The organism is Nodosilinea sp. AN01ver1, assembly GCF_050565655.1.
GTDB lineage: Bacteria > Cyanobacteriota > Cyanobacteriia > Phormidesmidales > Phormidesmidaceae > Nodosilinea.
In genome coordinates, this window is the sequence record NZ_JBNXVS010000008.1 from 54,658 (window position 1) to 69,934 (window position 15,277).

Annotated in this window: 15 protein-coding genes; 10 read left to right on the top strand and 5 right to left on the bottom strand. The window is 60.7% G+C overall.

Going from position 1 to position 15,277, the window contains the following annotated elements; all coding sequences use genetic code 11:
• Positions 1-713: 713 nt before the first annotated feature.
• Positions 714-1,397, bottom strand: coding sequence for a hypothetical protein (locus tag ACQ4N7_RS09075; RefSeq protein ID WP_430711285.1), 684 nt, complete (start codon positions 1,395-1,397; stop codon positions 714-716).
• A 479-nt stretch (positions 1,398-1,876) separates the two neighbouring features.
• On the opposite strand from ACQ4N7_RS09075, the gene ACQ4N7_RS09080 reads away from it, so the two are divergent.
• From ACQ4N7_RS09080 to sppA, 5 genes are all read left to right on the top strand, one after another.
• On the top strand, positions 1,877-2,380 hold the full coding sequence (locus ACQ4N7_RS09080; protein ID WP_430711286.1) for a DUF2518 family protein: 504 nt from the start codon (positions 1,877-1,879) through the stop codon (positions 2,378-2,380).
• Positions 2,381-2,477: 97 nt separating this feature from the next.
• Positions 2,478-3,665 carry an iron-containing alcohol dehydrogenase family protein gene (locus ACQ4N7_RS09085; protein WP_430711287.1) on the top strand — a complete coding sequence of 396 codons (1,188 nt, stop codon included), beginning with the start codon at positions 2,478-2,480 and terminating at the stop codon, positions 3,663-3,665.
• Positions 3,662-4,867: an aspartate aminotransferase gene (locus ACQ4N7_RS09090; protein WP_430711288.1), complete on the top strand. Its 1,206-nt coding sequence runs from the start codon at positions 3,662-3,664 to the stop codon at positions 4,865-4,867. The genes ACQ4N7_RS09085 and ACQ4N7_RS09090 overlap by 4 nt, the downstream gene beginning before the upstream one ends.
• Before the next feature lie 94 nt (positions 4,868-4,961).
• Positions 4,962-5,159 (top strand): Sec-independent protein translocase subunit TatA/TatB, encoded by a 198-nt coding sequence (locus ACQ4N7_RS09095; protein ID WP_430711289.1) that lies wholly within the window; start codon positions 4,962-4,964, stop codon positions 5,157-5,159.
• 35 nt (positions 5,160-5,194) lie between these two features.
• Positions 5,195-7,045 carry a signal peptide peptidase SppA gene (gene sppA, locus ACQ4N7_RS09100; protein ID WP_430711290.1) on the top strand — a complete coding sequence of 617 codons (1,851 nt, stop codon included), beginning with the start codon at positions 5,195-5,197 and terminating at the stop codon, positions 7,043-7,045.
• Between the two features lie 151 nt (positions 7,046-7,196).
• On the opposite strand, the gene ACQ4N7_RS09105 is transcribed toward sppA, so the two are convergent.
• Positions 7,197-8,207 (bottom strand): NAD-dependent epimerase/dehydratase family protein, encoded by a 1,011-nt coding sequence (locus ACQ4N7_RS09105; RefSeq protein WP_430711291.1) that lies wholly within the window; start codon positions 8,205-8,207, stop codon positions 7,197-7,199.
• 336 nt (positions 8,208-8,543) lie between these two features.
• On the opposite strand from ACQ4N7_RS09105, the gene ACQ4N7_RS09110 reads away from it, so the two are divergent.
• The 5 genes from ACQ4N7_RS09110 to ACQ4N7_RS09130 all read left to right on the top strand — a co-directional run bounded on the left by ACQ4N7_RS09110 (position 8,544) and on the right by ACQ4N7_RS09130 (position 12,577).
• Positions 8,544-9,116: a type IV pilin-like G/H family protein gene (locus tag ACQ4N7_RS09110; protein WP_430711292.1), complete on the top strand. Its 573-nt coding sequence runs from the start codon at positions 8,544-8,546 to the stop codon at positions 9,114-9,116.
• 161 nt (positions 9,117-9,277) lie between these two features.
• Positions 9,278-10,006: a bifunctional demethylmenaquinone methyltransferase/2-methoxy-6-polyprenyl-1,4-benzoquinol methylase UbiE gene (ubiE, locus tag ACQ4N7_RS09115; protein WP_430711293.1), complete on the top strand. Its 729-nt coding sequence runs from the start codon at positions 9,278-9,280 to the stop codon at positions 10,004-10,006.
• Positions 9,993-11,237, top strand: a complete 1,245-nt coding sequence (locus ACQ4N7_RS09120) for a DUF445 domain-containing protein (RefSeq protein ID WP_430711294.1) — start codon at positions 9,993-9,995, stop codon at positions 11,235-11,237. Before ubiE ends, ACQ4N7_RS09120 begins: the two co-directional genes overlap by 14 nt.
• Before the next feature lie 380 nt (positions 11,238-11,617).
• Positions 11,618-12,058 carry a YybH family protein gene (locus tag ACQ4N7_RS09125; protein WP_430711295.1) on the top strand — a complete coding sequence of 147 codons (441 nt, stop codon included), beginning with the start codon at positions 11,618-11,620 and terminating at the stop codon, positions 12,056-12,058.
• A gap of 102 nt (positions 12,059-12,160) precedes the next feature.
• Positions 12,161-12,577, top strand: coding sequence for a YciI family protein (locus ACQ4N7_RS09130; protein WP_430711296.1), 417 nt, complete (start codon positions 12,161-12,163; stop codon positions 12,575-12,577).
• 70 nt (positions 12,578-12,647) lie between these two features.
• Here the strand turns inward: ACQ4N7_RS09130 and ACQ4N7_RS09135 are convergent, their stop codons facing one another.
• The 3 genes from ACQ4N7_RS09135 to ACQ4N7_RS09145 all read right to left on the bottom strand — a co-directional run bounded on the left by ACQ4N7_RS09135 (position 12,648) and on the right by ACQ4N7_RS09145 (position 15,209).
• Positions 12,648-13,154, bottom strand: coding sequence for a hypothetical protein (locus ACQ4N7_RS09135; protein WP_430711297.1), 507 nt, complete (start codon positions 13,152-13,154; stop codon positions 12,648-12,650).
• A 111-nt stretch (positions 13,155-13,265) separates the two neighbouring features.
• A complete protein-coding gene (locus tag ACQ4N7_RS09140; RefSeq protein ID WP_430711298.1) occupies positions 13,266-14,552 on the bottom strand; it encodes an amidohydrolase family protein in 1,287 nt (428 codons plus the stop codon).
• Positions 14,553-14,642: 90 nt separating this feature from the next.
• Entirely contained in the window at positions 14,643-15,209 is a 567-nt protein-coding gene (locus tag ACQ4N7_RS09145) for a hypothetical protein (protein WP_430711299.1), read from the bottom strand.
• Positions 15,210-15,277 lie beyond the last annotated feature (68 nt).

A 15,277-nucleotide genomic window follows, 5' to 3' on the forward strand; every position in this document is an offset into this window, starting at 1 on the left:
GGCCGGTTAAGCCCAATCTAAAAACGACAGCAGCAGCACCTCAGATCTAGAGCCCAACCGAGGTCAGCCAACCAGATCGATCCTCAAATAGCCGCCGACAGCTGGGGCAAACTATGCTCTTAACATAGCCTATGCTCTGGCCTGTAGCGAGTTTCTATATAGAGAGGATACTTCAGCTTCAAAGTATAGATTTAGTTGCCGAAAATGCTTCATATTTGGGCAGCAAAAACATAAGCGCTGGAATTTCGATTGATCTGGCGATCGCCATTTGATTTGGGTGAGAAGGGGTTAGGCAGCACCTGGGTCTTTAGGTTTCCTCGCCCCTGCTCTGCTCAGACGAAAAGAAAACCCAAACTCAACCCCTATATTTAGTAGGGAGTTCTGCTGGAGAAAAAACTCCAGATCTCCAGCTATAGCCGTCGCCACAACGGTTAGGACGTTTTCGTAGGTAGCCTGTGGGCGATGGCTATACGCCAGTTCGCTGTCCCAGGCTTGGTTACAGGCAGTCAGTAATGTCCTAAGCAAACTGGCCAGCGCTACAAATTTGGCGAGGGAGCTAGGGGCTGTCGTCAATTAACTGCGGATGGCTGGAGAATCAGCGGTTTAGCCCATAGCCTGTTCTTAGGGACGGGCGTGGCAGCGCTGAGACGGCTAGCCAGACGTCTCAGCCGTTAGCCATCTGTGAGGCCTGTCAAAGTCGAGAGGCTGTCAGGTTACGAGCCGGAATCGGCGGGAGCCTCAGGCTCGACCGGCTCCGCAGGCGGTGCTGCTGGATCGACAGGAGCCCCAGGCTCAGCGGGAGTTCCCGGTTCGGCGGGAGCCACGGGCTCGACCGGCTGAGCCGCACCGCAGTAGCCATTGACCTCGTTGATCAGCTGCGATTCGGTTTGAGAGAGCGTTTCGATCGAGGCCACGGCGGTCATGGTCTGCTGCTGAGATTCTTCGATTTTGGCCGGTAGCTCGTCCTCTGATTCAACCTGCACCACCAGATCCATCGCCTCGCGGGCGTCGGTCAGGGCGCTGCTAAACCCCTGCACAACGCCAACGTACTCGTCTCTAAACTGGCTGAGGTCTTCGTCGCGGAGGGTGGTGGATTGCAGATCGCCGACTAGACCGTCGAGGTTGGTGACCACTTTATCGACGGCGGTGGTGTACTGGCTGGCGGCTAGCTTAATATCGTCCAGGTTTTTGACCTGGGCAGCGCTCTCGCTGAAGGTTTGAATTTCGGCCTCAAACTCCTGCATAAAGCCCTGGGTTTGGTTGACCACCTCGGCCAGCTGGTTGCACTGGGCCACTTTAGAGGAGCCGCAGCCCAGCAGCAGCAGAGGCAGCAAAAGCCCTACCCCACGCATGCCCTGCCGCCTGATGCTTCTACCTGTGCTTGCTACCTGTGTCATCGCTGCCGCCATCGTTTATTGCTACGGCTTCAAGTTTTACCCTGTCTTGGTTAGGTTTACAACCTAATTTATTGAGTTTTGACGGTACCAAGCAAGCGGTCGATCGCAGGTAAAAATAGAAGCCTAAGCCGCGTGTAATGGGCCAGGGACGAACGCTCCCTAGCCCCTGGCGTTTGAGCAGACTGCGCTTCAGCGACGCGATCGCTCCCTGCCTGTCGCCCAATCCCGTTCCAGTACCGCACCTGGTAACGCTAAAGACGGGAAAACTGCTGATAGGATCATGAAGGTAAAGGGTATTGCTGAATACCAGGGCAGGGGTTGCCAAGCTATCCCAAACGGGCCGTTCCCGGCCAAAACCCTGGTAGCAGGAACGGTGCCGCATCGCCCGAGCGCTTTTCTGCATTGGGAAAGGGCTTCTGCGATATCTTGGATGAGCTGCTCTACTTGCTGCCTGAACTACTACCGGATGCGATCGCGACATGCTCAGCCCAGATGATTTTTTAGTGGCCACCCAGTGGGCTGGCCTCGGCACCCTGGCCCTGGCCCTACTGGCCGGGCTGGCCTTTGTGTTTAAGTGGGGCATTCGGTTTCGCCTCGTGGGCGCAGCCGGGTTCGCTGCGGTGCTCACGGTGGGCCTGCTGGGCCTGAGCTTTGAGCCATTTACCCGCATTGCCGTGCCGGGGGCGATGCCCTACACCACCGTCTACGACTCGGGGGCCAGCCAAATTGTGATTACGGTGCCCAACACCATGGGCCCCGAGACGCTGGATGCCACCCTGCGCCAGGCCGCCAGCAACTTGTTTAAGCCCTACCGTTTGGGTTTGCCGGGTCAGGTGGCCACCATTCGCGCCCGCACTATTGCCCATGAGCCCGGTGGTGTCTCTAAACTGATCTATCTGGGGCAAATTCAGCCCAACCCCAAAGGCTCTGAGGAGGCGTTTCGGGTTCAGATCGACCGCGCCAACTGGCCTACTCCCAGTTAACCCCCACCCTGCGGGAAGCCGCTCCGCGTCTACACCTTTTTACTCACGGCCTTATCTCTCACCCACCCACTCACCTGTTCCCTGCCTCTCACCGCCTATGCCCACCCTTTCCCCTCTCCCCACCCTCGCCATCGCTCCCGCTCAGGTCATCCGTGGCGACGGCATCTTAGCCGACCAGGGCGCTGCGATTTCTGGCGGGATCGCAGCGCAAATTGCCCGTCTGGGTCAGCGACCCCTAGTTGTGGGCGGCCGCCACAGCCTGAAGCTGGCCGCACCGTTAACTGGCGCTCTCGAACAGCAGGGCTTAACCCCTCAAGCGACCTCCTACGGCCCCGACTGCAGCGAAAGCACGCTGGAACGGCTGCGCGCGATCGCCGCCGAACACCAGGCCGATGTGGTGATTGGCATCGGTGGCGGCAAGGCGCTCGACACCGCCAAGCTGCTGGCTCACCAGATCCACCAGCCGGTGGTAACGGTGCCCACCTCTGCCGCCACCTGCGCCGCCTGGACGGCCCTGTCCAACGTCTACTCCGACCAGGGAGCCTTTCGCTACGATGTGGCCCTAGCCACCTGCCCCAGCCTGCTGGTGCTCGACTACGCCCTGATTCGCACCGCCCCCCGGCGCACCCTGGTGGCCGGCATTGGCGACGGCCTGGCCAAGTGGTACGAGGCGGCGGTCAGCAGCGGGGCCAGCCAGCAGACCCTAATTGTGGCGGCGGTGCAGCAGGCTCGGGTGCTGCGCGACATTCTGCTGCAAAAGACCCCGGCGGCCCTGCGCCAGTGGGGTGGTCCCGAGTGGCAGGAGGTGGTCGATGCCACCGTGCTGCTGGCGGGAGTAGTCGGCGGCGTCGGCGGAGCCCAGTGCCGCACGGTGGCGGCCCACGCGGTACACAACGGCCTTACCCAGCTGCCCGCCAGCCACGGCATTCTCCACGGCGAAAAAGTGGCCTACGGCATTTTGGTGCAGCTACGGCTCGAAGAAATGGGCGGCAACACCACCCTGGCTCGCGCCGCCCGGCAGCAGCTCCTGTCCTTTTACCGGGCCGCCGGGCTGCCCCAAACCCTGAGCGACCTGGGCCTGGGCGACATTACCCTAACCCAGCTGCAGCAGGCGGCGGAGTTTGCCTGCCGGGAAGGATCTGACATTCACCACCTGCCCTTTACCGTGACTCCAGAGGCGGTAATGGCGGCGATGGTGTCGCCTCTGTGCCCCGAACTGCGCGAAAAATCGCGCTCGACGGCCCCCCTTCGTCCTTCTAGCGTTGCCCCGGAGGTGCAGCCATGACCCTCGACTGGATGCCTACGGCCCACCGCCTCAGCGCCCTGCCACCCTACGTTTTTGCCCGCCTCGATGAGCTCAAGGCCCGCGCCCGCGAGCAGGGCCTCGACCTGATCGACCTGGGCATGGGCAACCCCGACGGCCCCACCCCCGCCCCGGTGGTGGAGGCAGCCCGCGCCGCGATCGGTGACGCTGCCACCCACGGCTACCCCCCCTTTGAGGGCACCGCCAGCTTTCGCACCGCCATCACCGACTGGTACGGTCGGCGCTACGGCGTCGCCCTTGACCCCACCGCCGAGGCCCTGCCCCTGCTGGGCAGCAAGGAGGGCATCACCCACCTGGCGATGGCCTTTATCAACCCCGGCGACCTGGTGCTGGTGCCCACCCCGGCCTACCCGGCCCATTTTCGCGGCCCGGCGATCGCCGGAGCCGAGATCTACAACCTGCACCTCAGCGCCGCCAACAACTGGCTGATTGATTTCGACGCCATTCCGACCGAGGTGGCCCAGCGAGCCAAGGCGCTGTTCTTTAACTACCCCAACAACCCCACCGCCGCCACCGCCCCGCGCGAGTTCTTTGAGGCGGCAGTGGCGTTTGCCCACCAGCACCAGATCCTGCTGGTGCACGACCTCTGCTATGCCGAGCTGGCCTTTGACGGCTACCAGCCCACCAGCCTGCTAGAAATTCCCGGCGGTAAGGAGGTCGGGGTGGAGTTTCACACGCTGTCGAAAACCTACAACATGGCGGGCTGGCGCGTGGGCTTTGTGGTGGGCAACTCCCACATCATTCAGGGTCTGCGCACCCTGAAAACCAACCTCGACTACGGCATTTTTGCGGCCCTACAGCGGGCGGCAGAAACGGCCCTGTCGCTGCCCGATCGCTACCTCGAAGAAGTGCAGCAGCGCTACTCCAGCCGCCGCGACTTTTTGATTGACGAGTTTGCCTCCCTGGGCTGGACGGTGGAGAAACCCCAGGCCACCATGTACCTGTGGGTGCCCTGCCCCCCCGATATGACCTCCACCGACTTCGCCCTGACGGTTTTGCAGGAAACGGGCGTGGTTGTCACCCCCGGAAACGCCTTTGGCCCCGGCGGCGAGGGCTACATTCGGGTCAGCCTGATTGCCGATCGCGATCGCCTGGCCGTCGCGATGGATCGCATTCGCCAGGCCGGCTTTCGCTTTGCCCCAGCAGCGGCGGCGGCAATCTAGGGTTAACGCTGGGGCGATCGCCCTAGGGCTGGCCCAGTTTGGATTCTGGCCCCAGGCTGTATAGTGAAACAAACCTCCAATCCCCGCTACCACCATGTTTAACCTCGGCTGGACTGAAGTTGCGCTCGTCATTGGGGTGGCCGTCTTGATCTTCGGCCCCAAAAAAATTCCTGAACTGGGCAGCGCCCTAGGCAAAACCCTGCGCGGATTTAAAGAAGAAATGAGCCAGAATCCTGACGATACGGCCCTCGACACCTATGAGGATGCCGAAGACGCCGACGTATATCGTTAGACTGGCAGTACAATTCTCTAGCGTTAACCACCCCCATGCGGCAATTTCTGAAGTACACCCTGGCTAGTCTGACTGGGTCGGTTTTGTTTTTCTTGCTGCTGGGCTTTTTGCTCGCCCTGGGGGCGGTGGGGCTGGCGGGGGTACTGATGGCGGGGCTCAGCGAAGACAGTGATGCCCCCAGCGTCGAAAAAGATACCGTGCTGGTCTACGATCTCTCGACGGTAATACCCGACTCGCTCGCGGCGGTTGACCCCAGCGCCATCGTGTTCGGTGGGCCAGCACCCGGAGAACTCACCCTGCGCCAGGCGGTGCTGGCCCTGGAGGCTGCTGCCAGCGACGATCGCATTACGGCCCTATACCTGAAGGGCAGCACCAGCATGGGGGCAGGGCTGGCCACTCAGGCCGAGATCTATCCCGTCATTGAGGCCTTTAAGGCGGCGGGCAAACCCATTCTGGCCTACGACATCTCCTGGGATGAGCAGGAGTACGCCCTGGCGGCCCTGGCCGACACGGTGTATCTCAATCCGTTTGGTGACATTGAGATGAACGGCCTCTATGCCGAAACCATGTACCAGGCCGAGGCTCTAGAAAAGCTGGGGGTTGGCGTGCAAGTCACCCGTGTTGGTCGCTACAAATCGGCGGTAGAGCCCCTGATTCGCAACACCATGAGCCCTGAGGAACGGGAGCAAACCCAGCGTCTGCTCTGGGACGTGTGGCAAAACCTGCTGAATACCGCCGCCCCCTCCCGCGAGCTGACGCCCCAGCAGTTTCAGGCTGTGGCCAATCGCCAGGGCTTTTTGTTTGGGGCCGAGGCCGAAACCCAAAACTTTGCCGATGCGATCGCCTACGAAGACGAGGTGATTGTCGCCCTGCGCGAGCTAACCGGCGAAGGTCCCCTGGCTGACTCAGGCGACGACCCGGGCGACGACCTCGATTTTCGTCAGATTGACCTGGCCGACTACGCCAAAACCGTAGACGACCCCCTGACCAGCCGCCGCTCAGACAACCAGGTGGCGCTGGTCTACGCCGAAGGCACCATTGTTGACGGCGGCGATGACGAGGGTTTGAACCAGAGCGGGGTGATTGCGGGCAATGCCCTGGCCCGGCAGCTGCGCCAGCTGCGCCAGGACGATGAGGTTAAAGCCGTCGTGCTGCGGGTCAACAGCCCCGGCGGTAGCGCTACGGCCTCGGAGATCATTTTGCGGGAGGTGCGGCTTTTGCAGGAGGCGGGCAAACCCGTTGTGGTCTCGATGGGCAACGTGGCGGCCTCTGGGGGCTACTGGATTGCCTCCCAGGCCGATGCGATTTTGGCCCAGCCCACTACCGTTACCGGCTCGATTGGGGTATTTGGCATTTTTCTCAACCTCGAAGACCTCGGCACCAAGGTAGGGGTGAACTGGGACGGGGTCAAAACCGCTGAGCTGGCCGATATTTTTACCAGCACGCGACCCAAGACCGAGGCCGAACTGGCCATTTTGCAGCGCACCGTAGATGCCATCTACGACAGCTTTTTAGACCGGGTGGCCGAGGGCCGCGATCTCGAGCGTCCGGTGGTGGCCGAGCTGGCCCAGGGGCGGGTGTGGTCGGGCAAAGCCGCGCTAGATCTGGGCCTGGTGGACGAGCTGGGCGGTGTGAATGACGCGATCGCAACCGCCGCCGAACTCGCCGAACTCGCCGACGACTGGCGTCTGAGAGAATACCCCGAACCCGACGACTGGCAGCAGTTTTTGCGGCTTTTCCTGACTGCTGAAACGGCCCGCACCACCGCCTATGACCCCCTCACTACCCAGGTGCTAGAGTTCGTTGACGAGGCCCAGCTAATCCGCGCCCTCAACGACCCGCGCGGCATCTACTCGATCATGCCCTATCGGCTGGTGGTGAAGTAGTAGGGGATGAGGAGGTGAGGGAATGAGGATGATGGGGGGATGAGGAAGTGAGGGGATGAATTCAAAATTGAGAATTCTCAATTTTGAATTTTGCACTCCGTACTCCCCCTTCCTCACCTCCTCATCTTTCTTATCTTCACCATTTCCCCATCTACCTCACCTTCCTCACCTTCCCCTTTCTCGCCCCCGGAATGCCGTGAACCCGCATGAGGTCGGCCAGGGTCGAGCAGTAGGGCTCCATGCCAAAGCTGGCCGGGCTAACCGCTCCAGCGTAGACAAAGTGACGGTAGTGCAGGCAAAAGTAGTCCCAGGGGGCCATCTGCACCCGAAAGACCTTGATCAGCACGTCGGCCAGCCACATTGACAGGGGAATGCGAAACCAGATGCGCTGGCCGAAGTAGTCGCAAATCTGCTCGACGGCCTGATTGACGCTCAGGGGCGGGTTGCCCAGTACGTACTCTCGGTAGCCCGCCTTGGAGGGGTGTTGAACCAGGTAGTTGACTACCGTGGCAATGTCCTGGGCGTGGGCGAAGTGAAACCCCGCGTCGGCCCGAAAGAAGCGAATCAGCCCCACCCAGCGGGTGACGTCCTTGAGCCCTGCCGAGATAAAGGAGTAGGGCTTTTCTTTGTCGCCGCCAAACACCAGGGTGGGAAACACTGTCGTAATCTTGTCGTATATCGCCAGTTCGGGGAGACGGTGGTGGCACTCGTACTTGCTGCGAATGTATTCGGTACCAATGGCACCCGCCTCCGGCAGCGGAGCGCTCTGCTGATCTAGAATGCTGGCGGTAGAAAAGTAGATCACCTGCTGGCAGCGCTGGGGGTCGAGGTGGGCCATCACCTTCAGGTTGGCATCGACATTGATGGCATCGACGTAGCCGGGGTCGCCGCCCCAGGCCGCCGCCGTTAGAATGGCGATGTCGATGGTGGGCAGCAGGTCAATAAAGGGATCGACGTTTTCGAGCCCGCCGCGCAGAATATGCACTCTGGGGTTGTCTTGTACAGGCAGCCGCAGCTTTTCGGGGGAGCGCAGCAGCAGAAATAGCTCGTAGCGATCGCTCTCCAGCAGCAGCTCCAAAATGTAGTGGCCAATGCAGCCGCTAGCCCCCGTCATAAACACGCGCAGGGTACCGGGGGTGGAGGTGAGGGGCAGGGTGTCCAAATCGCTCAGTTCAATGGGTATAGTCTGACAGTTTAGACCGTTTTGGTGGAGCTAAACGCCTAGCCAGGGTCAGGAGCCCGGTGAGAAAGTATAGCGCTGGCTGGTCTACTGAGGCTAGGCTTGCTCAGCCAGTTGCTCGAACTGGGGCAACTGGCTTGCTCGCAACGCCCAACAATCTTGTCTTCTAACGGTCTAAGCGATTTGGCGGTTGCCTAACTGCGTAGCCTGACAAAAGCGGCTCAAGTATCTTTAAAGCTCAGGTAAAGCTGACAAATTTTGCCCGATCATCTCCGAGAAATTGCGTAGAGGGGTAGGCCACTTCTACGGTTCCTGTCTATGTCTGCCCCTTCCTATCGTCACGTCGTCAAGCCCTACCGAGCCTGTAGCAATTCCCGCCAGCGAGGCTTCACCCTGATCGAAGTGCTGGTCGTGGTGGTGATTTTGGGGGTTTTGGCCAGTATTGCTTTGCCCAGCTTTTTGAGCCAAGCGGCCCGGTCTAAGCAGGCCAGAGCCCTAATGTACATTGGTCTGGTCAACCGTGCTCAGCAGGGTTTCTTTGTTGAAAACAACCGCTTTGCTACCTCTACGGCTGAACTGGGCATTGTTGACAATCACGCTCCCCCTGACTACATGGTCACTGTTACTGCTCAACCAGAGGGCACGGCTCAACCAGAGGGCGCAACAGCAGCAGAGACTGGGGCCGACGGCATAGCGGTGACTGAGACTCGGGCAACGCCGACCAATCCGGCGCTGCGGGGCTATGCCGGCCTGGTGTTTACCACCCTAGACTCAGGTAATGGTGCCCGGTTGGGCACCGTTATCTGTCAGGGCAACCCGGCGACCACCCCAGCGCCAAACCCAGTAGCGGTGGCAGGGCAGGTGCAGATTGCCAACTGCAACACGCTGTAGGCTTTGGGCCGGTTCAGGCGGCCAGGGCAAGAGCGAAAGGCCAGCCCTGAGGCCTGTGGTTGATTAAGCGCGATCGCCTTTGTTACAAACACTACGAAATACCGTAGCTGAGACCCAGGTGCAGCGCTACAGTAAAGATTGGCCTATTTTGCTGTATCGCCGTGGCACCTGCTCAGCCCCTTTCTCCCTCCGCCACCGACATCCAGAGTCTTTTCGATCGCATTGCCCCGGTCTACGACAGCCTCAACGAGCGCCTCAGCTTTGGGCTGCACCGGGTTTGGAAGCGCATGGCCGTGCGCTGGAGCGAGGCCAGCCCTGGCCACACCGGGCTCGATGTTTGCTGCGGCAGCGGCGATCTGGCCCTGATGCTGGCCCAGGCGGTCGGAGCGACGGGCACCGTCTACGGCCTCGATTTTTCGGCAGAGCTGCTGGCGGTGGCGGCGGAGCGCGATCGCCGTGCTCACCTCCCGGCACCGCTGCACTGGGTGCAGGGCGACGCCCTGGCCCTGCCCTTTGAGGCCGACACCTTTGATGCCGCTACAATGGGCTACGGGCTGCGCAACCTGACCGACATTCCCCAGGGGCTAGCCGAGCTGCGGCGGGTGCTCAAGCCCGGAGCCAGGGCCGCCATTCTCGACTTTCATCGGCCCCAGGGCGCGCTGGCCCAGCAGTTTCAGCGCTGGTACCTCGATACCCTGGTGGTGCCCGCCGCCGAGCAGATGGGCCTGACCGAAGAATATGCTTATATTGGCCCCAGCGTCGATCGCTTTCCGACCGGGCCTGAGCAGGTGGTACTGGCCCGCCAGGCCGGGTTTGAGCAGGCCGTTCACTACCCCATTGCTGGGGGGCTGATGGGGGTGCTGGTGGTGGGTCGCCATGGTCGGCTCTGAGCTGTGGCTGCTACTGGCTCCCCCCATTGTGGGTGGTGTGATTGGCTATTTCACCAATGACATCGCCATCAAAATGCTGTTTCGCCCCTACCGCCCCATCTACCTGGGCGGGCGGCGGCTGCCCTTTACCCCAGGGCTCATACCCAGCAACCAGGAGCGGCTGGCCAAGCGCATTTCTGACACGATTATGGGGTCGCTGCTCACCCCCGAAGAGCTGCAAAACCTGGCCCGACGACTGCTGCAGACCGATCGCACCCAGGCGGCGATCAAGTGGCTATTGCAGATGGCCCTCGACCAGGTGCAGAGCCGCGCCCAGGAGCGCACCGCCAAGATTGCCGGGGCCATTCTGCAAGACCTGTTTGGCAAATCGCTGCCCCGCCTGATTCGGGTCTGGGCTCGCCGCGAAGACTTTTTAGAGCCCCAGCTCAACCAGCTTTTTGACCAGGTGCTGATTGACTTTAAGCTCACCGCCGAGCAGGCTGACCAGATTGCCACCTGGCTGCTGACGGGCGTGTTTCCTCCCGACAAGCTGCGCCAGCTGGTGATCGACTTTCTCACCGATCGCAATATTCAGGTCATCGACACCATTTTTCGCGAGCGCACCAGCGGCACCTACTGGGTGGTGGCCAATCTGTTTGGCGTGCGCAATGCCCTGGGCCGTCTGCGAGCCTTTTGCCTCGACGAGCGCGAGGTGAGCAACGCCCGCATTGCCGAGCTGGTGGTGGCCCTACAGGTGAAAAAGCGCATGCAGGAATCGCTGCAGCGGGTGTCACTGCAAAATCTGCCGGTGGCCACGGTGCGCCAGGTGCGCAGCAACCTGCGCGAGTCGCTACAGGGCTATATTCGCACCCTGGGGCCAGAGTTTGTGCGCGGTCTAGGGGCCTCTGTCAACTGGGAAATGCTGGCGACTCAGCTGCTCAACCGCCTGCAAAATTCTGAGGTGATTACCCAGTCGCTCGACCCGGTGAGCGAGGAGTTGGCGCTGATTCTAGAGCGCTACCTGGAGCGCGACCTGGAGTCGCTGGTGGCCCAGATTATCCCGATTCTCAATATTGACCAGGTGATTATTGACCGGGTGCGCGGCACCTCGGCGAAAGAGCTGGAGATGGCGATTCAGGGTATTGTGCGCAACGAATTGCAGGCGATCGTCAACCTGGGCGGCATTTTGGGCTTTGCGATCGGCCTGGTGCAGGCGGGGTTTTTCTACGTGCAGCGATCGGGCGGACTGTAGAAGAATATCGAAATTGCTGCATTGAGGTATGGCTTTGGGTGAGGGCAAATGCCATTTGCCCCTACGTCGAACTTGTCTGACCCAATGGATGCTTGCAATAGAAACTGCTACAAACTGAAAAAATTTGTCAGCCTCCCTAGAACTATGTTGGCTGAGCAAAGTCGTTCATGAAACGTCTCCTGAAGGGAGAAAGCCACAACCCATCCGAGACATCCCCTACCCCCTCTATGGCGGCTTTGCCAACGACTCCGCCCAGGGGTCGGTTACAAAAATTTTGCTGACCTGTCGATCTGCGATCGCTTGGTTCGACTAATTCACACAGAGAGGGTTGAGGGCTGATGCCTGGCCCGCTGACCAGCCATTCATGAGGATTTGTAACCATGACTGTGACCTCGACTCAAACCAGAGCAGAAGCCCAGATTCAGCAGCTAATCGACGACCATACCCGCGCCATCTGCGCCAAAAACCTTGACCAGATCATGGCCCATTATGCTCCTGATGTCGTCGTCTTTGATATGAAGCCACCGCTGGCGCTGCGGGGTGTAGAAGACTGCCGCCGCATGTGGGAAACCAGCCTGCCCCACATGCCGACCATCTCTGGCATGGAACAACAGGCGGTGAATATCACCGTTAGCGGCGATTTGGCCCTGGTTCACTGGGTTTCCCGGTTTGTAGGGCTCGCGCCTGAGCACCCAGCGGCGCAGATGTGGTTGCGCATTACCGCTGGCTGTCAGCGATATGGAGATACGTGGCAGATTGTCCACGAGCATGTTTCAGTGCCCTTTGAGCCGGGCAACGGCGGCGACTGTTCCCATGCCTGAGGTTGGCCCTGCCGAGGCTGGCAATCCTTTGAAGGCTTTGCTGGCCCAATTCACCCGCTCACTCTCATGCAAGAAAACAAGCGCTCAACAGGAGAATTCGCCATGAAAGTTATGGTTTTAATCAAAGCTAACGCCGATTCAGAAGCGGGGGTCATGCCCAGCGAGGCGATGCTGACCGAAATGGGGCAGTTCAACGAAGAGCTGTTTAAGGCTGGTGTGATGGTGGCTGGTGAGGGACTGCACCCCAGCTCAAAGGGGGTGCGGGTCAAGTGTTCTGGCCAAAATCGCACCGTTACCGATGGGCCATTTACAGAGACCAAAGAGCTGATCGCAGGTTTTTGGATCTGGCAGGTGCCGTCGATGGAGGACGCCGTTAACTGGGTGAAGCGCAGCCCCTTTCAGGACGGCGAAATTGAGATTCGACCGATCTTTGAAGCAGATGATTTTGGCGAAGCGCTGACCCCAGAACTGCGGGAACAGGAAGACCGCATGCGGGTTGCCCTAGAGAAGGATCGGTGATGCCAAATCTGGCTCAAGGAGCCCTGGCTTGAGACCGATACCCTGTAGGGAGCATTGCAGTGCAATGCCCCTACTTCGCTGAATAGCCCTGAATGTTTTCTGGGCGAAACTGGCGCAGAATGGGGGTGGCCTGGCGCACCAGGGCTTCGGAACCGCGCACTACAACCAAAAACTTGCCGTCGTTGAGGCGATTGCGGTACGACAGTGCATCGCCGCTGCCGACCGCAATGCCGACCCCGCCGCCAATAAAAAATGCGCCCATGGCCGCCGAGCCCGCCCCCAGCAGCCCGCCGATAATTTGATTGCCGAGTCGTCCGGCAAACTCGAAGGTGTCTAGCCCGGTAATGTTGTTAAACACAAACCCGGCGGCAAAGCCAAAGGGCACCAGCCACAGCAGCATCAGGCGGATTTGCTTCCAGGCCCGGTCGGCGGGGTCGATGAGGCCGTACTCGTCGGCACTTTTGAAGCCTTTGCCCAAAATATCGATATTCTCCTGGGGCAGACTGGCCTGCTCCAGGGCGGTGTAGGCTTCTTCGGCTTTGATGCGATTGTCTAGGACGGCGACCAGGTAATTCATTGCAAATGACGAAGGGGGCAACTGACGATGGGACAGAACAGCGGGTATAGACCCATTTGATATTATGCCTTGCAGGCGATCGCCCCCAGGTCAGGTCTTCTACATCTGCCCCTAAACTCCCCGCACTGGGGCAAACATCTGCTGCTCTAATCGAGTCTGCGCGACGACCTGCCCTGCTTTGATCACGGTACGCTGGGCCGGGGCCGCCCCCACCGCCTCCGAGACCGAGCTAGCCTTGAGCAACACCAGATCGGCCCGATGGCCCACCTCCAGGCCGTGGTCGAAGATACCGATCGCACGGGCCGCCTGGGTAGTCGCCATCGCTAGACAGCGCTGGTGGGCAGCCGCAGTCCCCAACTGCAGCACCTGGGCCAGCAGGGTGCAGATTTTGAGCAGGTCGCCGTCGCCAAAGGGCGTAAACAAATTGAGAATGTTGTTGGTGGCCACGCCCACGTTAACCCCCTGCTCGGCCAGCCGGTGAATGGGGGCCACGCCTCGCCGCTGGTTGTGGGTATCCTGGCGGGCCATCATGTAGAGGTCGGAGGCGGGCAGGGCCAAAATTGAGATTTGGGTGTCGCGCAGGGCGGCGGCCAAGTCTGCCAGCTTCGCTGGGGGCAGCCCGGCCAGCTTGGTCATGTGCCCCAGGCAGACTCGCCCCTGCCAGCCCCGCCGCTGGGTTTCGGCGATCACAAAGGGCAGCAGCAGCGGTTCGTCATCGTCTAAAAAATCGAGGTGAAAGTCGACATCGCAGTCGTACTCCTGGGCGATGTCAAAGATGTGCTGCACGTTGGCTTTGGGGTCGGCATCGACGTAGGGGGCCGAGCCAATCACGTCGCCGCCCAGGGCCATCGCCTGGCGCAGCAGCGGCAGGGTGTCGGGCTGTTGGGTAATGCCCTCCTGGGCAAACACGGCCAGCTGTAGGGTAAGACCCCAGCGGTATTCCTCACGCAGGGGCAGCAGGGCTTCGAGCGATCGCAGCCCCGCAGTGGGGTCAACCTCCACATGGCTGCGCATAGCGGTAATGCCAAAGCCGATCGCGCTCTCCAGCACCTGGCGGGCGCGGGTCTGAATATCCGCCACCGTAAAGCCCTGCTTGAGCCTGAGGGTTTCGGCCATGGCCTCGGCAAAGGTGCCCAACTGGGCCGGGTGGCGATCGAGCAGCAGGGCCTTGTCGAGGTGAATGTGGCCATCCACCAGGCCGGGGATGAGGAGGCAGGCGCTGGCATCCAAAATCTCAGCCGCAGATTCCTGGGGGGCGATCGCTGCCGAATTCGGTAATGGGTTCGCTGACAAATCAGCAGGGGCGATCGCGGCAATTTTTCCCTGGCTCAAAGTCAGGTTCCACAGCCCGTCGCGATCGGGCAGGCGAGCGTTGATAATCTGCAAGTCGGGCGGCATGGGGATAGCAGGGCTGAACGTTTCAGCAGAATAACCCGAGATTGAGGCCGAAACTGCCAAATCCGGCGCTTTTCGCTGGCTAAAGCACCTCTAGGTCTGCCCCCCAGGGCACACCGTAGACCACTGATCTAAATTCGCTCTGGCCTGAATAAAGCCGGTGAGTTCGCCCCGGTAGGCAATCAATCGAGCCCGATCGGGGGACGTGGGCGGAATCAGCACCACCAGGCGATCGACCGAGGCGGCGGCACAGGCCCAGTCGCTGGCCGCCACCGCTTCGGCTAGGGTTTCCTGGCGCTGCTCAATTTCGGCTAGCTTGGCGGCCTCGGCTCGCTCTTGAGCGATGTAGGTCTCCATATTGCGAATGGCGGCGGTGGCGTAGCGATCGCCCGGTCGAAACCCCAGCGCGCGGCGAAAGTTGATCAGCGCGGTGTGGTAATCTTCGCGCTCGGCGGCGGAGTAGCCCGCCAGCATGGCGTAGCGGTAAGACTGCGCCCTAGATTGTTTCAGGCGGCTACTCGAGAAAGCTGTTGCTATGGCAGCCTCTGCTTCAGAAGGCAGCGGGGCTTTGGCCAAAGCCTGGTTCAACCCGCCACCGACCAGGGCTACCCCCAGGGTGACCCCCACCGCAATTCTGCCCACCGTCCCCATTGCTGCCATCCTTTTCGCTGCCTACGCTACACGACTGTTTAGGGTAGCGAATTTTTGGGCAGTCGCAGCACCTATCT